Origin of the sequence: Kitasatospora sp. NPDC002040 (genome assembly GCF_040296785.1) — a bacterium.
Taxonomy (GTDB): Bacteria; Actinomycetota; Actinomycetes; order Streptomycetales; family Streptomycetaceae; genus Kitasatospora.
Genome location: NZ_JBEOXV010000006.1, coordinates 37,586 through 56,398, shown reverse-complemented (window position 1 = coordinate 56,398; position 18,813 = coordinate 37,586). Strand labels below are relative to the sequence as shown.

Sequence of the window (18,813 nt, the reverse complement as noted above, 5' to 3'; positions counted from 1 at the left end):
GGCACCGGAGGGCTCAACGGCCGCCCGGCCCCGCCCCGCGGTGCCGGAGGTTGACAGCCGAAGCCCTGGCCAGGGCCACCGGGTTCAGGAACCGCAGCGGACCGATCAGGCGGGACGCGTACAGGTGCATGTGCCGCGCCATCGCCGCGTCGCGCGCCGCCGCCGCGAACATCAGCCGCTGCAAGGGGTTGAACGGACCGGCCTTGGCGTGGTCGGTGGCCAGCCGGTGGTGGCCGAGCAGCCGCCGGTGCCTGCGGGCGTACGCCGCAAGTGACCGGTCCAGGTCGCCCCGACCGGTCGCGGCCGGGGCGACCGCCTCCGCCAGCCACTGCGCGGACTGCAGCGCCCACCCGCATCCCACGCCCCACAGCGGGTCGCTGGTGAGGGCGGCGTCGCCGATGAGCGCGAGGCCCGGCGCGGTCGGCCTGCGGTTGTGCAGCGGGTAGTCGACCATCCCGATGATCTTCGAGACGCGCTCGGCGGAGTCGATCGGCGGTGCCTCGGGCAGGGCGCGGACGAACGCGAGGAAGCTGCCCTCCAGGTCCTCCCGGAAGGCCGGCAGCCACTTCTTCTCCGGGAGCACCGCCAGCACCGTCACCCCGTCGTCGTTCGGGAACGCGTACGCCATGTCGGGTTCGAGGAACCAGGCCCGGGCGACCCCGCCGGGCAGCGGAAGACCGCGGAAGTGCGCGAAGTAGCTGAACCGCCCGTTCCGGTCCTGCCGGGTGGGCACCCCGGCGTACTTCGCCACGGCCGAGTCCTTGCCGTCGGCGCCGACCACCAGGCGGGCCCGGAGCTCGCGCTCGCCGCCCGGGGTCGACGCACGCACGCCCACCGTCCGGCCGGCCTCCTGCACCAGCCCGGTCACCTGGTGGCCGAGCAGCAGATCGACGCCGGGAGTCTCCGCCGCCCGGGACCTGATCAACGGGTCGAGGGTGCTGCGCCGCACGTTGTACGCGTACGGCAGCTCGGGGCCGCCCGGCTCGGGCCGGGGCTCGATCCAGCCCCAACGGGTGTGCCAGCGGGCCCGGTTGAGCACGGCGCCGGCCTGTTCCAGGGCGGGGACGAGGCCGAGCTCGGCCAGCACCGGGTAGGCGTTGGCGGTGAGGGAGTGGGTGCAGAGCACCTTGTACGCCTCCGGGTCCGAGCGGCGCTCCAGCAGTGCGACGCGGGCGCCGCGCCGGGCGAGCAGGATCGCCGCGGCACTGCCGGCCAGGCTGGCTCCGCTGATGACGACGTCGTAACCGTCTCCCGCGCTCTCAGGCTTGGTCATGCGCTGATCGCCCCCTTCGGGCGTGCTGCCGGTTGGTGGGAGTGGTGCAGTGCTACTGCGTCAGCAATGTGACGAACTGTCAATAGTGGCGGTCCCGGGCCGGGGCCGGGACCTGGCCCGGATCTGCCAATGGTCCAGACCTATTGACGGGCCCGGCGGCCCCTCCTACGATCCGGTTCGGCACATCCCCACATGTCCCCACCTCACCCCAAGCCGGGCGTCACGCCCCCACGCGCCGGTCAACCCCATGGCGCTCGGCGGGAAATGGAGCACTTCATGTTCCGTCGAAGGCCGCACGACCAGCGCCCGCACCGGGCCACCGTGGAACGCGCACTGCACGCCGACCGGGCCCCGCACGGGCCGAGTGTCCTGCGCCGCTCCATCGCCGGGGTGAGCTTCGCCGCCGTCCTGGGCGCCGGCATCGTCGCCGTCGGCTCCGTCACGGCCGGGGCCGCCGCGCCCAACCTGGTGGCCAACCCCGGCTTCGAGAGCGGACTCTCCGGCTGGACCTGTTCCGGTGGATCCGGTGCGGCCGTCAGCAGCCCGGTCCACGCGGGCACCGGTGCGCTCAAGGCCACGCCGGCCGGCTCGGACAACGCGCAGTGCACCCAGACCATCAGCGTGCAGCCCAACTCCCAGTACACGCTGAGCGCTTACGTCCAGGGCAGCTACGTCTACCTGGGTGCCACCGGCACCGGCCTCTCCGGCGCCCAGTCCACCTGGACGCCGAACAGCGCGTCGTACAGCCAGCTCAGCGTCGGGTTCACCACCGGGGCGAGCACCACCTCGGTGACCGTCTACCTGCACGGCTGGTACGGGCAGCCCGCGTACTACGCGGACGACGTCTCGCTCACCGGCCCGGGCGGCAGCAGCCCCTCGCCGTCCACCAGCGCGTCGCCGTCGCCGTCGACCTCGGTGAGCCCGTCCCCGTCCGCGAGCCCGTCGGTGAGCCCCTCGCCGTCCGCGAGCCCGTCGAGCAGCCCGTCGACCAGCCCCTCGGCCAGCCCCTCCCCGTCGACCACCTCGCCGGGTGACACCTGCGCCACCAAGCCCAAGCCGTCCGGCAAGGTCCTGCAGGGCTACTGGGAGAACTGGGACGGCGCCTCCAACGGCGTGCACCCGGGCATGGGCTGGGTCCCGATCACGGACAGCCGGATCGCCGCGCACGGCTACAACGTCATCAACGCCGCCTTCCCGGTGATCCTCTCCGACGGCACCGTCCTGTGGCAGGACGGCATGGACGCCGGCGTCAAGGTCTCCACCCCCGCCGAGATGTGCCAGGCCAAGGCCGCCGGCGCGACGCTGCTGATGTCGATCGGCGGCGCCGCCGCGGGCATCGACCTGAGCTCCAGCACCGTCGCCGACAAGTTCGTGGCCACCGTCGTGCCGATCCTGAAGAAGTACAACTTCGACGGCATCGACATCGACATCGAGACCGGCCTGTCCGGCAGCGGCAGCATCACCACGCTGTCCGCCTCCCAGTCCAACCTGATCCGCATCATCGACGGCGTGCTGGCCCAGATGCCTGCGGGCTTCGGTCTGACCATGGCCCCCGAGACCGCGTACGTCACCGGCGGCAGCGTCACCTACGGCTCGATCTGGGGCTCCTACCTCCCGATCATCAAGAAGTACGTCGACAACGGCCGCCTGTGGTGGCTGAACATGCAGTACTACAACGGCAGCATGTACGGCTGCTCCGGCGACTCCTACCAGGCCGGCACCGTCCAGGGCTTCACCGCCCAGACCACCTGCCTGAACAACGGCCTGACCATCCAGGGCACCACCATCAAGGTCCCCTACGACAAGCAGGTGCCCGGCCTCCCGGCCCAGACCGGCGCGGGCGGCGGCTACATGGCGCCGAGCCTGGTCAGCCAGGCCTACAACTCCTTCAGCGGCCAGCTGAAGGGCCTGATGACCTGGTCGATCAACTGGGACGGCTCCAAGGGCTGGTCCTTCGGCGACAACGTCAAGGCCCTCCAGGGCCGTTGATCACCCGCTGAACCGATGAGGACCGAGGGCCCCGGGAGCGTTCGACGCTCCCGGGGCCCTCGGCCGCGTCACTGCCGGGGCTGCCGCTGCGCGAGGGCGGCGACCACGCTGTGCTGGAACTTCTCGACGGCGGCGTCGACGCTGCGGATGAAGCCGGACTCGGCGTTGCCGCGGGTGCTGCCGACGCTCTTCGACAGCGAGAGTCGGAAGCCGGTCACCTTGGAGGCGTCCTTCGGCAGCAGGTCGCCGGGCTCGGGACGGAGCTTCTCCAGCGTGCCGCGCGGTCCGGGAGCGGTGCCGTCCGTCAGCGTCTCGACGTGCAGGTCGGCCGGAGCGTCGGCGAGTTGGCGGACCAGGCGCTTGGCCCAGCTCAACGGGTACCCCTGCTCCGGGGCCGGGATCTCGATCGAGGTGCGCAGCCTCCCGACCCGGAGGTCGGCCACGACGGAGATGTTCCCCGGAGCCTGGTCGGCCCGGATCTCCGCGTGCAGCCGTCCGTCCGAGCACAGGCCGTCGGCCAGTGCGGACCGGCGGGCCCGCGGGTCCTCGCCCCGCCGGGTCCGCTGGACCGGCAGCACCTTGGTGCCCAGCTCGCCGCCGAGGCGGAGGCAGACCTGCCGGATCAGCCGCTCCCAGCTCTCCACCACCTGGACGGCGCGCTCGTCGCCCGGGGAGAGGGTCTCGTCGTCTATCCCGTTCCGGACCGGGACCCAGGCGGGGCCCATGTTCTGGAAGCCGTGGCAGCCGGAGTTGTCGTGCTGGAGGTAGTGCAGCAGCTCCTGCAGCAGCCAGGCGTGGGCCGGGTTGACCACACCCTCGTGGCTGATCAACATCTGTGCCTGGTAGGCGACTTCGGCCCAGGAGAGGTGGCAGAGCGCGACCTTGTGCTTGCGCCGGCCGTCGATCTTCACCGGCACCAGCGGGCTGCCCTCCAGGGCGACGTCGTTGGAGAGGGTGATGACCGCCTCGTACCCGCGGCGGGCGGCGATGTCCATGTACGCCTGGACCTGGTCGGCCTTGAGCGGGTTGCCGTTCGTCTTGCTCTCCAGCAGCGCCGTCCACAGCCGGCCCGCCCGCTCCACCCGGATCACCCCGTCGGGGCGGCGCGGGGAGTCGCCGTGCGGGAGCGAGACCTCGGTGAAGGTCTCCATCCGGCCGGCCGGGGCCCCGAACGCGGCGGTGAGCCGACGGCCGAACTCCGGCACCTGCGCCATCACCGAGAGCAGAACCGAGGTGGCCCTGACCTCCCGCTCCCGGTCGCTCTTCAGCGTGCCGGCCGGGAAGAGCCGGGCCGAGCTCCAACTCTCGTTCTCCGCCAGCGACTTCTTCGGCTCCTTGGGGAGCGTGACCTTCTTCTTGGCGGTGCGCAGCCGCCGCTCCGGGGCTGCTGCCCCGGTCGGCTCCGCTGCGGCGGCGGGCTCCGGGGCGGCAGCCGGCTCGGCGGCGGGTGCATCGACGGCCGACGCATCCGCGGCCGGCTCCTCGGCGGTCGGCTCGTCGAGGGCGGAGGCGGTCCCGGCGCTGTCCTCGGACTCCTCGATCTCGATGCCGAAGTCGGTGGCCAGCCCGGCCAGTCCGGTGTCGTAGCCCTGTCCGACGGCTCGGAACTTCCACTCCTGGTTCCGCCGGTAGAGCTCGCCGAAGACGAAGGCGCTCTCCGTGCTCGCGTCCGTGATCGTGAAGCTGAGCAGCTGCTCGCCGGTCCGGTCGGACAGCCCCAGCCGGAGGTCGTCCAACTGGCCGAAGGCGGCCCGTTCGTGCCGGCTCGCGGCGATCACCACCCGCGCGACGTCGGTGGGGACGGCGGCCAGGTCGAGCTGGATCCGGTCCTCGCTGCCGGTCTGGGCCGGCACCTGGCCCAGCAGCTGCACGCTGCCGTCCTCGGCGGTCGGGTTGTTGTAGAAGAAGAAGTCCGCGTTGCTCCGGACCTTGCCCTCCTCGGTGAGCAGCAGCACCGAGACGTCGGCGTCGCCGTCGCCGGTGGGGCTGCTCCAGCCCAGGCTCACGATGAGGGAGTCGATGTCCTCGTCCAGCGCGGCCAACCCGACGTTGGCGCCCTTGACCATTTCGTGCACTTGATGTCCCCCACCGGCAGGGCAGCCCGCAGCAGCAGGGCAGCCGTCTCACTGATCGTCAGTCCTCCGCCATCGGCCCGGGGCCGTGCGGCTGGGGGGAGCCTAGCCCGGCGTCAGGGAATGTGCCGCTGGTATGGAGGGATTGTACGCACGCAACCGGATCGTGATCCTCCGTCAGTGCGGCGGCCCCGGGGAGACCGCTGGTGCCGGTGTGGCTGCCGGTGCCGGGATAAAGGCCTGCGATCAAGACAGAGCAGGGCGTATGGTCATGAACCCCCTGAAGGTGGAAGGAGGTTCGCCGGACATGGGAATGTTCAAGGACGCACCGCCCCGGGAGCACCCGGACTACACCCAGCTGCGTTTCATGGCGGCCGGTTCTCCCTCGTGGTGGAAGAGCAACCGCCACAAGGTCCTCGCCGTCACCGGTCTGCTGGCCGGCTTCTGGCTGGCCGGCCACCACGACTCCACGCCCGCCACCTGCCCCGCGCCCCCACCGGCCGCTGCCACCCACTGACCCGCCCCGGGCTCGGTGGTCCACCCCGTCCCGGGGGTGGACCACCGGGCCCGTACGGGGGCAGGCGGGCAGGCTCAGGCCCAGGGGTCGAAGGCGATTCCCGCGGGCTTGGACGCGTTGAGGAGGTTGCGGAAGCGGTCGTCCTTGTCGGTGGTCTTGATGGTGGCCGAGCCAAAGTCGGCGTTGTTGAGGCGGTCACGGAGGGCGGTGGTCGGCCAGCCGTTCCAGTCCACGATCGGGGGCCGGCGCCAGGAGTGGTAGTGGTTCTCCGGCGGCTCGTCGTTGCTGTTGGCGAGGCGGAACAGGTGGGTCAGGGCCGGGAGCCCGTCCTTGTGGTAGACCACCTTGGGGTGGTCGCCGTCGAACCGCACGGCGGAGCGCGGGTAGGTGGTCTGGCCGCTGTGCTGGGTGACCGTCAGGTACTCGACCCGGTTGGACGCCTGGTCCACCCAGGAGATGACGTGCTCCCAGTCGTGGCGGTGGCCGCAGCAGCCGCTCACCGTCTGGTCCTTCTCGAAGTAGCTGGCGTAGACGATCGCGCACCAGCCGTTGTTGCACTTCGAGCGGGCGTAGGTCTGCGACCGGTCCAGGTCGGACTGGTCGTGGCAACTCCCGTTCACCGCACCGCTGGTCTTGAGCCCGGGGTTGAGCGTGCCGTCGGGTGCGATGGCGGAGACCGCGTAGCAGCCGTCCGTGTCGTAGTCGTACGCGGGTGAGAACGAGGTCTCGTAACCCCCGGCCTGCTGCGGCAGGTTGGGCAGCGAGTCGGCGTGGGCGAGGGATCCGGGGAGGGCCAGGACCAGCACGCCGGTGCCGAGGAGCGTGCCGAGCCGCCGGCCGAGGCGGGGGGCCTTGCGGTGCTGCGCGGGTATCGCCATGCCGGGCTCCTTTTGTCGTGGACACTGTCGAAGGAGCTTAGGGGCGCGGCCCGCCCGGCAGGTGAAGTCCGGCGGACGGGCCGGCGTCGGTCATGGATCAGTCCCCTTAGGAGCCGGGGGAGTTGGGGTGTCGTGGGCGGAAGGCCGTGGCGTCCGGAGCCGCCGGCCCGCCCTCGGTGGTGACATCCGTCATGACGATGTCGTCACCGGCGGCACTGCCGGACGCCGGCCCGGTCGCGGGATTCTCGATGAGGCAGCAGGGAGCCGCCGGGGAATCATCGGACAGGGGATACAGCGATGGCACTCATCACCAACACCAAGGCCCGGACCAGCAACCCGCAGAGTGGCCACCGCGCCGCCGCCGTGGACCCGCGGGTCGCCGCTCTCGTCCCGCTGGCCGTGGACGTGGCGCTGCCGCTGGCGGTGTACTTCGCGGCGCACTCGGTGCTCGGGCTGGGGCTGGTCGCCTCGCTGGGGCTGGGCAGTGCGGTACCGGTCGTGCGGACGGTGACCGGCCTGCTGCGGCGGCGTCCGGCGAACTCGCTCGCCCTGCTGATGCTCACCGTCAACGTGGTGGGGATCGCGCTGTCGGCGGTGGCGGGCGACGCCCGGCTGATGATCGCGAAGGACGGTGCGGTCTCCAGCGTCATCGGCGGCGCGGTCCTGGTCTCGGCGCTGCTCGGTCGGCCGGTGATGAGCGCCGGACTGCGGCCGTTCCTGGTCAAGGGCAGCGCGGTCCGGTTGGCGGCCTGGCAGCGGCTCTCCGCCACCGACGCGGGCTTCCGCCGCAACGAGCGCACCTTCTCGCTCGTCTGGGGTACGGCACTGCTCGCCGAGTGCGCGGCCAAGGTCGCCGGCGCCTACACCCTCCCGGTCGAGACCATGGTCTGGCTCGGCCCGGTGATGCTCGCCGCCGCCATCACCTGCGGCATCGCCGTCGGCAATGTCTTCGCCGGACGGATGGCCGAGCGGATCGGCACCGAGGCCGCCTGAGCCCGGCGTCGCCCGCACACCGCATCCAGCCGGTCGTCTCCCCGCCAACGTGACGGGAGAGACGACCGGCTCCCTGCCGTGGCCCGGCTCGACGCCGTGCATCGTGAGATCCCTCGATGCGCCCTTGCCCGAGCCGGGCGATCAGCGGACTGTCGGACCATCAGATCGACCGCAGGGCGACCACTTGGGGGATCCGTATGTCCGGCCAACGCTTTGCCAGCCCGTGGGCGCGCACCGTCTTCGGCCCGGTCGCCACGGACGTCGCGGCGATCGTGCCCGCCTGCCTGGTCCGAGCCCACGAGCGGGCCCAGGGCGGCCACGAGGGCGTCCGCACCCAGACGCTCGAAGCGTACGGACACGGGCTCTACGCCGCGCAGTACGAGGAGCTCTCGGCCGGTCTCTCGCAGCTGCCCGGTGTCGAGCTGGTCCGGCTCCAGGCGAGAACGGTCGCCGTGCTGGCCGGGCACGTCATCTATCCGATCCGCTACGCGAAGAAGGACGTGCCCGTGACGACGGCCAGACTCCGCAGCCGGTCGGGTCTCCGCGCCGATCTCATCCGCAGGCACGGTCCCGACTCCCGGCAGGGAGAGCTGGACCTCGGCATCGAGCTCCCGGACGAGCCCGAACCGCACGCGGACCTGGCCCGCCTCGCCCGGGACGCCAGGCTCGTCCTGGTCGCCTACGCGTGCTCGCTGGCGGACGGGGTGGTCCGACTGGAGTGGGGCTCCGCCGAGCTCCGCCGGGAGGACCGGTCACTCGTCTGGCACCACCACGAGGCGCTGCCGATCCCGAAGCAGCGCTGACAGCGGCGTCAGTGCCGGAACCGGTGGGGCCTGGACCGGATGATCCGCCAGGCCGTCTGCTGCACCAGCAGGGTGAGCACCCCGGCGATCGCGATGCCGAGCAGGTTGAGGAGCAGTTGGACAGCGGATCCCGCCGCCTGGCCGTAGTCCCGGTAGCCGAGCGCCACGGCCGCGTTGGCGGCGGCCGGGACGGTGGTGACGGAGATCGCCACGCCGACCAGGGCTCCGGCCCTGGCCGAGGTGAGCGAGAGCAGGCCCGCAACTCCGGCCAGGAACGCAACCACGAAGGACATCGCGTCGGGCTGCCAGATGAACGAGGTGTTCGGGCGGGCGGCCTCGAACCGGGCCTGGCTGAACTGGCCCAGGACGTCCATCAGCAGTGAGAACCCGACTGTGATCAGCATCGCGGCGGCGAAGCCGACCAGCAGGGCGTTGAGCGAGCGCAGGGCCGGGCGCGGCCTGCGCTGGACGAGTGCCACACAGAATCCGGCCAGTGGGCCGAACTCCGGACCGACCACCATCGCGCCGACGACCAGGATCGCGCTGTCCAGCACCGCCCCGCAGGCGGCCAGCATGGTGGCCACGGCCATGAACGCCAGGTAGACCCCGGTGAGGGTGGACTCCTCGTGGGTGATCTCGGAGACCGCCTCCCAGACCAGCGCGTCCGCCCCTTCGCCGGGAGCCTGCTCCTCGGCCCGGTCGGCCGCCGCGGAGATGGTGAGCTCCAGCTGCTGCACGTCGATCGCCCCGTGCTCGGCCAGCCCGGTCTCGCGCAGCCCGGCCAGCACCTCGTCGGCCGCCTCCCGCGCCACATCGCACAGCACCACGTCCCCGGTCGGCCGCACGGCTGCACCGGGCAGGACCACCACGTGCGTGACACCGACCCACTTGTCGAGTGCGGTGAGGACGGTGTCGCGGAGGTCGGTCGGGACGATCAGTCGTAGATGCAGCATCCCGTCACCCTAACGACGCACGGCCCGAAGTATCGGTGCGGCCGTAGCGTCAACGAAGTGTCAGAACACCCCCGGGGGACGACAAGGCGGCATCAGGGGAGTCCGTGGCGGACGCGTCCACGACCTAGGGTCGAGACCGAGCAGACGGCCCGCCTCCGTGGGGGGAGGCGGGCCGTTGCCACACCGGTGGAGACGTCGCCCGCTCGGAGCCGACATCGCCCGGACGGGGCGTCAGGGTGCCGGCTCGGCGTCTCCCGGCACCACCAGCCCCGACTCGTAGGCCGCGATCACCAGCTGCGCCCGGTCGCGCACCCCCAACTTGCCCATGATCCGGCTGACATGGGTCTTCGCGGTGAAGGGGCTCAGGGCCAGGTCCTCGGCGATCTCGGTGTTGTTGAGGCCGCGGGCCACCAGGGTGAGGACCTGCCGTTCCCGGGCCGAGAGCGAGTCGAGGGCGGGTGGGGCGACGGGGGGCGGTGCGGTGGTGCCCGGGGTGCGCAGGACCCGGGCGATCAGACTGGCCGTCGGGCCCGGGGAGAGGAGTGCCTCACCGCCGGCCACCGTGCGGATGGCGGCGAGGAGTTCGGCCGGCCGGGTGTCCTTGACCAGGAAGCCGGAGGCACCGGACCGGAGTGCCTCGACCACGTTCTCGTCGGTGTCGTACGTGGTCAGGACCAGCACCTTCACCCCGGCCAGGTCCTGGTCGGAGGCGATCAGCCGGGTCGCCTCGATACCGTCGGTGCCCGGCATCCTGATGTCCATGACCACCACGTCGGCCCTTTCGGCGCGGGCCAGTTCGACGGCTTCCCGTCCGGTGCCGGCCTGTCCGACGACCGTCATGTCGGGGGCCGTCCCGACGAGCATCGCGAAGGCGGCCCGGACGAGTGCCTGGTCGTCGGCGAGCAGCACCCGGATGGCGCGGCCCCGACCGTTGGTCGGAGTGGTCATGCGTCGGCCTCCGTTTCCGGGGAGCGGGGTGGGAGCGGCAGGGTCGCCGCGACTTCGAAACCGCCGCCGGGGCGGGGGCCGGTCCGTACGGTGCCCCCGACGCTGCGGGCCCGCTCGCCCATGCCGACGATGCCGAAGCCCATGGTCCCGGAGCCGACAATGCCGGAGCCCGGTCCCCACCCGTCGTCGCTGACGGTCAGTCGGAGCGCGCCGTCCGCCGCAGCGACCCGGACCCGGACGGTGGCGCCCGGGCCCGCGTGGCGGACCGCGTTGGTGAGCGACTCCTGGACGATCCGGTAGGCGGCGGCCCCCACGGCGGGCGGGACCCGGGCTCCGCCGGTGTCCAGGGTCAGTTCCGCCTCGGCGGTCCGGACCAGGTCGGGCAGCCCCGCGAGGTCCGGCAGCGGCCCGTGCTGGTCGGCCCGGAGCACGGTCAGGGTGGTGCGCAGCTCCGCCCTGGCCTCGCGGCAGGTGTCGGCGATGGAGTCCAGCGCCTCGGCGATCGCCGCCCGGTCGAGCCGGTCCGGATCCACCGTCAGGACGTGGGCGGCGACCGAGGTGCGGACACCGATCAGGGTGATGCTGTGGGCCAGCAGGTCGTGCAGGTCGCGGGCGATCCGCAGCCGCTCCTCCGCGATCCTGCGGTCACCGTCCTGGCCGAGCCGGGTCCGCTCCTCGGCCAGGTACTTGCGGTAGTTGCGGACCGCGACCCCGAGCACGAGGGCCGCCACCAGCCAGCCCGAGGTGCGCAGCACGTCCAGGGCGCGGTGGACGCCGTTGAACGACATGGCGGTCACCGCGAAGCCGACCACGCACACGCCGACCGTCACCGTCCGGCGCACGCTGCCGGTGGCCGCCACGGTGTACAGGGCGAGCATGCCGGCCGGCACGGGGGCGGCGTGGGCGTTGTCGAGCAGTTGGTACGGGGCGATGCAGGCGACGACCGCCGCCATCACCCCGAGCGGGTGGCGCCGCCGCCAGGCCAGCAGCAGGGACGTGCAGGTGAGCAGGGCCCACCCGGCGGCGTCCGGGCGCATCGCGGTGTCGGCCCAGGCGAGCGCCCCGCCGAGCAGGGCGACGCCGGCCGCGATCACCGCGTCGGTCCGCACCGGGTGCGCGGCTGCCAGCGGGTCCTGGTGCAGCGCGCGTAGGACGCGCTCGGCCGGATTCTGGGGGTCGGTCACTTCTGCCACCCGCACATGGTCACCCTCGGCGCCGGTCGCCGACCAGTTCCGGCGCGGGTCCGGCCACCGGACCGGGGGCGGCGGCGGGCCGGGCCGGCCACCACACCCGGCCGCCCAGCAGCACGCTCGCGCTGGTCACCAGGTAGGTGCGGACCAGGAAGGTGTCCAGGATCACCCCCACCGCCACCACCGTGCCCAGCTCCACGAACATCACCAGCGGCAGCGAGGCGAGCACCGCGAAGGTCGCCGCCAGCACGATCCCGGCCGAGGCGATGACTCCGCCGGTGGTGCGCAGCGCGGTCAGCGCCGCCTGGGTCGGCCCGGCGCCGCGCCGGGTCTCCTCGCGGGTGCGGTGCATCAGGAAGATGCCGTAGTCGACGCCGAGGGCGACCAGGAAGACGAAGGTCAGCAGGGGCAGCCCCGGGTCCACGCCGGTGAAGCCGAACAGCGGGCCGAAGAGCAGCCCGCCGATCCCCAGCGCCGCGCCCCACACCAGTACGACGGCGGAGACCAGCAGCAGCGGGGCGACCAGGCTGCGCAGCAGCAGGACGAGCACGAGCAGCACCGAGACGAGCACCAGTGGCACCACGACCAGGCGGTCGTGGGCGTTGGTGGCGGCCAGGTCGAGCTGCTGGGCACTTGCGCCGCCGACGTGCGCGCCGTCGAGCCGGGTCCGCAGCCGTTCGATCACGGCGGTCTCCGCGGCGGATTCCGGTGCGGCCTTCGCGGTGACGGCGATCTCGGTCCAGCCTCCGCCGCTGCGGCCGGTCTCGGCGCTCGCGACGCCTTCGACGGATCGGGCGTCGGCGAGGATCCGGTCGGCGGCCGCGGTGGGTGCCATCACCTCGATCGGCCTGCTGCTGCGCTCGGGGAAGGCCTTGGCCAGGGTGGCCATGGCGACGACCGATTCGGGCCGGTCGGTGAAGCTGTCCTCCCGCTTGAGCGCGCCCGGCAGGTTGAACACGCCGAGCGCCAGCGCGCCGAGCAGCACAACTCCCGTCGCCAGCACGGCGACCGGCCGTCGACCGGCCGAACTCCCCATCGCGGCGAAGATGTTGAGCCTGCGCTGTCCGGGCTCGCTGCCGTACACGGGGATCAGCGGCCAGAACACCCGCCGCCCGAGCAGCACCAGCACCGCCGGCAGCAGCGTCAGCATCGCGACCAGTGCGCACAGGACACCCACCGCGCCGACCGGGCCGAGGCCGCGGATGTTGGTGAGGTCGGCGGCGAGCAGACAGGCCAGCCCGGCCACGACCGTCCCGCAGGAGGCCAGCACCGCGGGCCCGCAGCCGCGCAGCGCGGTGCGCATCGCGTCGTACGGGACGGGGGTGCGGCGCAGTTCGTCCCGGAAACGGGCGACGAGCAGCAGTGCGTAGTCGGTGCCCGCGCCGAAGACCAGCACCGTCATGATGCCGGCGCTCTGGCTGGTCACGGTGAGCCCGAAGCCCGAGGCGAGCCCGTACACGGCGGCCCGCGCGCAGATCGCACCCGCGCCGACCACCAGCAGCGGCACCAGCCACAGGACCGGGCTCCGGTAGGTGAGGATCAGCAGCAGCGCCACCACCAGGCCGGTGGCCAGCATCAGTGTCCCGTCGATGGAGCCGAACACCTCCTTGGCGTCGACCTCGGCGGCGCCGTCGCCGCCGACCGACACGCTCAGCCCGTCGCCGCCGCGTGCGTGCGCCCGGACTCCCTCGACGAAGGCCTTCTTCGCGTCGTCGTCCGTCCCGGGCGCGGCCGTGGCCAGCGCGTACCGGAGCGTGCTGCCGTCCGCGGACACGGCGCCGGGCCCGCGGACGGTCGCGGCGAAGTCCCGGGGGTCCGTCGAGGCGGCCAGCAGCGCGGCGGGCCTGGCGCCGGGTCCGCCGCCCGCCGTGGTGGTCGGGACCGTGACCGCCGCGACCTGCCGCTCGGCGGTCTCCCGGTCGGCTGCGGTCAGGCCGCCGTCGCGGTGGTACACCAGCAGCAGGCCGGTCACCTCGCCGCCCGGCAGCTCCTCCTGGAGCCGGGCCACCTGAGTGGAGTCGGCCCCCGACGGCAGGTAGTCCGCCGTCCGGTCGCGCTGGACGTCCGCGAGCCTGCCCGCGAACGACCCGGCGACGGCGATCGCGACCACCCACAGCAGCACCACACCCCAGGGAACCACCCTGCGGTACCTGCCCGTTCGCCCTGTCTGCTCGCTCAAGGTCCCCTCCACGCGGACTCGGCCGGGCAGCCCCTGCTGGACCGTCCGGCTGCCTCCAGCGTCCCGTCCCCGACACGCCGTTCCCTCCCGCCGGCGCAGGAGATCGCCCGTACTCCCACGGGTGTCCCGGCCGCTCCCGTACTCCCCCGGGAGTAGTGCCGCTCCCGGGCCCGGCCCGGCTGCCGGCGTCCTCGACCGGTGACCGTTGCTGTGACGGTACGAACATCCGTCAGGGTCAGGGGAGTTAATCCGCGCGGTGGGGGCAGGCGCAGAACCTCTGCGCCAGGGCTCGCCGTTCGGTACAGCCTGAGCGCCCGTCACCTAGGGGGAGCAATTGGACAGCGCGAAGTCTGTCGCCCACCGTCTGGCCGTCCGGGTGCTGAGCAGTGCCCACCCGGAGCTGGTGCTCGAGGGCGGCCTGGTGTTCGAGTCCGGCCTGCCCTACGCCGTGCACCTCCAGGTCGTCGAACTCCGTTCCGGCTCGGGGGAGGAGCCGGCGGTGTGCTGGACCTTCTCCCGGGAACTCCTGGACGAAGGCCGTCGGGCGCCGTCCGGCGTGGGCGACGTGCGGGTGGCTCCCGGTCCGCGCGGCACGCTCCTGATCGAGCTGCGCGGACCGTCCGGTGTCGCCGTGCTGGGGATTCCGGGCGGGCAGGTGGAGCGCTTCCTGGAGGACGCGTTCGACCTGGTTCCGTCGGGGGAGGAGGGCCGACACCTCGATCTGGAAGGCTGCCTGGCCCGGCTGCTGGACTGAAGTCGGCCCCGGTCCGGTCCGGTTGTGCATCGCAGCGGCCGACCAGGGTAGACGGGCAGCACCGACACGAGCGGAGGTCGACAGCATGGGTGAACAGTCGATGAGGGCCACGGGCTGGGCCCGCGCCTTTCCGATCAGCGGTGGGATCCGGGCGGGGCGGGCCTGGACCCGCGACCACCTCGACACGATCGGGTGGACCACCCGGGTGCCCGAGACGGCCGACGACGTCCTGCTGACCGTGTCCGAGCTCATCACCAATGCGCACTTCCACGCGCACAGCAACGCCATCCTCGTACTGACCTGGGACAACCACTGCCTCCACGTCAGCGTCCACGACTCCTCCCCGGTCCTGCCGGTCCCGCGCGCCCCTGACGCCACCGCCACCGGCGGGCGCGGCATCGGCATCGTCGACGCCCTCTCCGACGGCTGGCACGCCCGCCCGCAGACGGACGGCAAGACCGTCACCGCCTGCTTCCGCCCGTCCGGCACATCCGATCCGCACACCGACCGGGGCCACGGCGGTCGGCCGCTCGGCGGCCGCTGAGGCCGACTGTCTTCACCTGTCCCACCGATAACGTCACAGACCCTTCACAGGGGGAAGTGGCATGGACGCCGAAGTCGCGGGTACCCGACTGACGGACCGTACCGCCGAGGGGAAGGATCGACATGGCTGTGACCAGTGACGAAATCCTGATGCACGCACCTGCACGCCCGAACGGACCGGCACGGCTCGCAGCACCCGGCGGACCCCGGCAGTTCGCGCCGGTACTGGACCGGGACGAGGACCTGAGCGAGGTCGCCCCGACGGACGCCCGCGACCTGACCCGCGTCCTCCTGGTCCGTCTCGCGACGCTGGAGGAAGGCACGCGCGAGTACTCGTACGTGCGCTCCTCCCTGGTCGAGCTCAACCTGTCGCTGGTCCGGTTCGTGCTGCGCCGGTTCAACTCGCACCGGGAGGGCTCGGAGGACCTGATGCAGGTCGGCGCGGTCGGCCTGATCAAGGCCATCGACCGCTTCGACCCCGACCGGGGCGTGGAGTTCACCACCTTCGCCATCCCCACCGTCCTGGGCGAGCTCCGCCGCCACTTCCGCGACACCACCTGGGCCGTGCACGTGCCCCGGCGTCTGCAGGAGATGCGCCTGGCACTGGCCAAGGCGCAGGACGTGCTCTCCCACACGCTGGACCGGGCACCGACCGTGGCCGAGCTCGCCGCCCACCTGGAGCTGTCCCAGGCAGAGGTGATCGAGGGCCTCAGCGCCGCCAACGCCCACAGCACGGACTCCCTCGACCTGTCCGCCGGCGACGAGGACGGCCCGGGCGTGCTCGCGGCCCGCCTCGGCGGCCGGGACGAACGCCTCGACCTGGTCGACGACCTGGTCTCGCTCAAGCCCCTGGTCGCCGCCCTGCCGGAACGCGACCGCCTCATCCTGTCGATGCGCTTCACCCAGGACCTGACCCAGTCCGAGATCGGAGCCCGGCTCGGGCTCTCCCAGATGCACGTCTCCCGCCTGCTCGGCCGCACCCTCAAGCAGCTGCGCTCCGGCCTGGACGCGGCCTGACACGTCATCGGCCGGAGCCGTCGGTACGGGCAACGCGCCTGTACTCCGGCTCCGGCCGATGACGTGTCGGCACAGGGTGAGTACAGTCACGAGGCACATCTGTGGAGGGGGATGAGGATGCCGGTGCAGGACGACGTCGCACCAACGGGGGCCGGCCCCGTCACGCTGCGGTCGGGTGCAGACCTCGGTTGCACCCTGGTCTGCTGTCTGACGGGTGATCTGGACATCGAATCGCTGTCGCCCGCGCAGCAGGCCCTGGACGAGGCGATCCGCACCGGGCCGCGGATCCTGGTGGTCGATCTGGAACAGGTCGGGTTCTGTGACTCCTCGGGCCTCAACCTGCTGCTCAAGGTTCGCGCGGCCGCACTGGAGGCGGACATCGGGCTGCGGCTCGCGGCCGCGTCACCGCCGGTGCTGCGCCTGCTCGAAATCACCTGTACCCAGACCCTGTTCGAGCTGCACCCCACGGTCCGGGCCGCGCTCGCGGAGGCACCGTGACCACGGGCCGGGCTCCGCGCGACCGCCGGACCCGGGACGGGGTAACGGGCTCGGCTGCATCACCCGCGTCACCCGCGTTTCCCGTAGTGGCGCGGGACGCGAGCTGTGCGAAGACCACCGATCCGAATGGTTGAGACTGGATGAACGACTCCGGGGAGACGCTGAGTGCCCGTCGGACGGCAGCGCACTTCCTGCCGCCGGGCGGGCAGCGACGTCTGCTGGTGCTGGCCGGCCGGCCCAAACCCGTCGCCCGGGCAAGGGAGTTCACGCTGAGCGCCCTGGTCGACTGGTCGTGGCCCGATGCCGACGACGTCGTCCTCCTGGTGGCCGAGCTGGTCGCCAACGCGATGCTGCACGCAGGCGGTCCGCTGGAGCTGGTCCTCGACGTCTCCGACACCCGCCTGCGGATCGAAGTCAGTGACTCGTCGCCCGCGCTGCCCGCGCCGAAGGAGCCGCACCGTCCCAGCCAGCCCGGTGGCCACGGCCTGTACATCGTGCGGCAGACGTCCGACCGCTGGGGCGCGACGCCCCGTCCGGACGGCAAGACCGTCTGGGCCGAGATCGACACCCGGTGACGGCCCGGGTTCGCGGAGACTGGTCCCTCGGAGGACGGCCCCCGGAGGGTGGCGCCGGTGTCGGCGCCACCCTCCTCGACGGGCATCGTTACCAGCGGTACCACCGGTTGCGGCTGCCCGAAGCGCCGGTGCCGCGCGCGACGAAGCCCAGCAGCCACACCACCAGGACGATTATCGCGACCCACCAGAGGATCTTGAGTGCGAAGCCCGCGCCGAAGAGCAGCAGGACCAGCAGTAGGACAAGGAGAAGGGGAACCATCGAAGCCTCCGTCATCTAGGTCACCGTCGCGTAGCCGGCGGTGTCGTCAGCGCCTGGAGCCGTGATCCCGGCCGTCCTGACCGGGGTGGGCCCGACGCCGGATCAGATGAAGGGCCCGCTCCCGTAGAACGGGCCGTAGTAGCCGGCGTACCGCTCCTGGTAGCCGGTGTCCGCGTCGTGCTTGTCCCGGTTGAACTCCGGGCCGGCCTTGATCTCGTCCTTGGTCCGGTCGACGTAGACCTTCTTGTCCTCGACGTCGACCTTCACCACCGTGCCGGCGGGCAGCAGGACGAACGCGCCGAAGATCCACGGGCCGGTGTCGACCACCAGGTAGCTGGAGTCGACCTCCTCCGACAGCTTGTCGATCTTCCCGATGTGCCCGTCGGTCGCCTCCACCCGGAAGCCCACCAGATCGGTGCCCGTTCCATGCCCGGCGTCGGCCCGGAAAGCCCAGATGTTCATGTCGCCCATGTCTTCAGCTCCTCTAGCCGTCGCGCCGCGATCGTTCCTCGCGGCTCGAACCCCGCCTGCCCGGCCTGCCGAAGTTCACTCCCCACGGATTCGCCGCGATCTCCCGGCAGCCGTTTCTATGGTGGGCAATGGCGCTGACGGATGGCCAGAATCGGTGCGGTGACGTCCGAGCTGCCGGCCTGACACCTTCGACGGGCCGGTCGAGGCAGCGAGGACGGCATGCACCGGCGCCATCTCATGGCCATGGTCCACAGGACCGTGATGCTGGCGACGAATCGCTCAGGTGGTACGTCGGGCGGGGTCGGGGCCGTCGGGCGGTCGAGCTGCCGGGCCGCTGCGTCGAGGCTGATTCGCAAGTTCCTTGCCTGGTCGCCGAGTTCGGCCCGGGCCTCCTCGGGGGTGCGCCCCTGGTCGATGAGGACTCCGATCGCCTGGTCGAGCCCGGCGGCCGGTCCGGTGAGGTCCGAGGTCCTGCCGGGCGGGGTCCGGTGCCGGTCCAGCACGACGGCGGCCGGCTCCAGCCCGAGGGCGAAGCCCAGGTCGGCGGCGAAGTCGACGAAGGCTCCCGGGGTGCCGGCGTAGAACACGATCGAGCCGCTCTGCCCGGCGGTACCGGCGAGGGCGAGCGGCAGCCGAGCCGAGCCGGCGACCGGGCCGGCCGGCACACCGTCGTCCAGCACGGTGAGCACCAGCGGCGGCCCGTCGCGGACGAGGGTCATCGTGAAGCCGAGCCAGGACGGCACCGCACGGCGCATGCTGTCCGTCAACTCGCTTACGGAGCAAGCCAGGTCGACGTCGGGGCGGCCGAGGGCGGCGGTGAGGATCCTGAGGTCGCGGGCGAGCGGGCCGGAGATGTCCACGAGCGTGCTCCGGGCGCCCCGAACACCCGGCCGAACTGCCC

19 protein-coding genes and 1 pseudogene are annotated in these 18,813 nt (G+C 72.4%); 10 read left to right on the top strand and 10 right to left on the bottom strand.

Going from position 1 to position 18,813, the window contains the following annotated elements; all coding sequences use genetic code 11:
• Window positions 1-13: 13 nt before the first annotated feature.
• Window positions 14-1,273, bottom strand: coding sequence for an NAD(P)/FAD-dependent oxidoreductase (locus ABT118_RS17280; protein WP_350669344.1), 1,260 nt, complete (start codon window positions 1,271-1,273; stop codon window positions 14-16).
• Window positions 1,274-1,465: 192 nt separating this feature from the next.
• On the opposite strand from ABT118_RS17280, the pseudogene ABT118_RS17275 reads away from it, so the two are divergent.
• Both ABT118_RS17275 and ABT118_RS17270 read left to right on the top strand, forming a co-directional pair.
• Window positions 1,466-2,026: pseudogene (locus ABT118_RS17275) on the top strand (carbohydrate binding domain-containing protein); the annotation flags it as partial.
• A 192-nt stretch (window positions 2,027-2,218) separates the two neighbouring features.
• Window positions 2,219-3,262: a chitinase gene (locus tag ABT118_RS17270; protein WP_350669658.1), complete on the top strand. Its 1,044-nt coding sequence runs from the start codon at window positions 2,219-2,221 to the stop codon at window positions 3,260-3,262.
• 68 nt (window positions 3,263-3,330) lie between these two features.
• Here ABT118_RS17270 and ABT118_RS17265 read toward each other — a convergent pair whose 3' ends face one another.
• Window positions 3,331-5,328: a TerD family protein gene (locus ABT118_RS17265; RefSeq protein WP_350669656.1), complete on the bottom strand. Its 1,998-nt coding sequence runs from the start codon at window positions 5,326-5,328 to the stop codon at window positions 3,331-3,333.
• 313 nt (window positions 5,329-5,641) lie between these two features.
• On the opposite strand from ABT118_RS17265, the gene ABT118_RS17260 reads away from it, so the two are divergent.
• Window positions 5,642-5,851 carry a hypothetical protein gene (locus tag ABT118_RS17260; protein WP_350669342.1) on the top strand — a complete coding sequence of 70 codons (210 nt, stop codon included), beginning with the start codon at window positions 5,642-5,644 and terminating at the stop codon, window positions 5,849-5,851.
• Window positions 5,852-5,925: 74 nt separating this feature from the next.
• On the opposite strand, the gene ABT118_RS17255 is transcribed toward ABT118_RS17260, so the two are convergent.
• Entirely contained in the window at window positions 5,926-6,729 is an 804-nt protein-coding gene (locus ABT118_RS17255; protein WP_350669341.1) for an NPP1 family protein, read from the bottom strand.
• A gap of 297 nt (window positions 6,730-7,026) precedes the next feature.
• On the opposite strand from ABT118_RS17255, the gene ABT118_RS17250 reads away from it, so the two are divergent.
• The gene (locus ABT118_RS17250) at window positions 7,027-7,722 is read left to right on the top strand and encodes a VC0807 family protein (protein ID WP_350669340.1); all 696 of its coding nucleotides are present in this window, start codon (window positions 7,027-7,029) and stop codon (window positions 7,720-7,722) included.
• 197 nt (window positions 7,723-7,919) lie between these two features.
• Complete coding sequence (locus ABT118_RS17245) at window positions 7,920-8,525, top strand: hypothetical protein (RefSeq protein ID WP_350669339.1); 606 nt, start codon at window positions 7,920-7,922, stop codon at window positions 8,523-8,525.
• Between the two features lie 8 nt (window positions 8,526-8,533).
• On the opposite strand, the gene ABT118_RS17240 is transcribed toward ABT118_RS17245, so the two are convergent.
• The 4 genes from ABT118_RS17240 to ABT118_RS17225 form a co-directional block, all read right to left on the bottom strand.
• Entirely contained in the window at window positions 8,534-9,478 is a 945-nt protein-coding gene (locus tag ABT118_RS17240) for a DUF389 domain-containing protein (protein ID WP_350669336.1), read from the bottom strand.
• A gap of 231 nt (window positions 9,479-9,709) precedes the next feature.
• Window positions 9,710-10,426, bottom strand: a complete 717-nt coding sequence (locus ABT118_RS17235) for a response regulator transcription factor (RefSeq protein WP_350669333.1) — start codon at window positions 10,424-10,426, stop codon at window positions 9,710-9,712.
• Window positions 10,423-11,610, bottom strand: coding sequence for a sensor histidine kinase (locus ABT118_RS17230; protein ID WP_350669330.1), 1,188 nt, complete (start codon window positions 11,608-11,610; stop codon window positions 10,423-10,425). Before ABT118_RS17230 ends, ABT118_RS17235 begins: the two co-directional genes overlap by 4 nt.
• 19 nt (window positions 11,611-11,629) lie before the next feature.
• A complete protein-coding gene (locus ABT118_RS17225) occupies window positions 11,630-13,756 on the bottom strand; it encodes an MMPL family transporter (RefSeq protein WP_350669329.1) in 2,127 nt (708 codons plus the stop codon).
• Between the two features lie 373 nt (window positions 13,757-14,129).
• Here ABT118_RS17225 and ABT118_RS17220 point away from each other — a divergent pair, with 373 nt between their 5' ends.
• The 5 genes from ABT118_RS17220 (at window position 14,130) to ABT118_RS17200 (ending at window position 17,182) form a co-directional block, all read left to right on the top strand.
• Window positions 14,130-14,549, top strand: coding sequence for an SsgA family sporulation/cell division regulator (locus ABT118_RS17220; RefSeq protein ID WP_350669326.1), 420 nt, complete (start codon window positions 14,130-14,132; stop codon window positions 14,547-14,549).
• A gap of 85 nt (window positions 14,550-14,634) precedes the next feature.
• Complete coding sequence (locus ABT118_RS17215) at window positions 14,635-15,093, top strand: ATP-binding protein (protein WP_350669325.1); 459 nt, start codon at window positions 14,635-14,637, stop codon at window positions 15,091-15,093.
• 122 nt (window positions 15,094-15,215) lie between these two features.
• Entirely contained in the window at window positions 15,216-16,109 is an 894-nt protein-coding gene (locus ABT118_RS17210) for a SigB/SigF/SigG family RNA polymerase sigma factor (protein WP_502884576.1), read from the top strand.
• A 117-nt stretch (window positions 16,110-16,226) separates the two neighbouring features.
• A complete protein-coding gene (locus tag ABT118_RS17205; RefSeq protein WP_350669322.1) occupies window positions 16,227-16,607 on the top strand; it encodes an STAS domain-containing protein in 381 nt (126 codons plus the stop codon).
• A gap of 140 nt (window positions 16,608-16,747) precedes the next feature.
• Entirely contained in the window at window positions 16,748-17,182 is a 435-nt protein-coding gene (locus tag ABT118_RS17200) for an ATP-binding protein (RefSeq protein WP_350669321.1), read from the top strand.
• 88 nt (window positions 17,183-17,270) lie between these two features.
• On the opposite strand, the gene ABT118_RS17195 is transcribed toward ABT118_RS17200, so the two are convergent.
• The 3 genes from ABT118_RS17195 to ABT118_RS17185 all read right to left on the bottom strand — a co-directional run bounded on the left by ABT118_RS17195 (window position 17,271) and on the right by ABT118_RS17185 (window position 18,772).
• Entirely contained in the window at window positions 17,271-17,441 is a 171-nt protein-coding gene (locus ABT118_RS17195) for a hydrophobic protein (protein WP_350669319.1), read from the bottom strand.
• Window positions 17,442-17,543: 102 nt separating this feature from the next.
• Complete coding sequence (locus tag ABT118_RS17190) at window positions 17,544-17,912, bottom strand: PRC-barrel domain-containing protein (RefSeq protein WP_350669317.1); 369 nt, start codon at window positions 17,910-17,912, stop codon at window positions 17,544-17,546.
• Window positions 17,913-18,028: 116 nt separating this feature from the next.
• Window positions 18,029-18,772 carry a hypothetical protein gene (locus ABT118_RS17185; RefSeq protein WP_350669315.1) on the bottom strand — a complete coding sequence of 248 codons (744 nt, stop codon included), beginning with the start codon at window positions 18,770-18,772 and terminating at the stop codon, window positions 18,029-18,031.
• Window positions 18,773-18,813 lie beyond the last annotated feature (41 nt).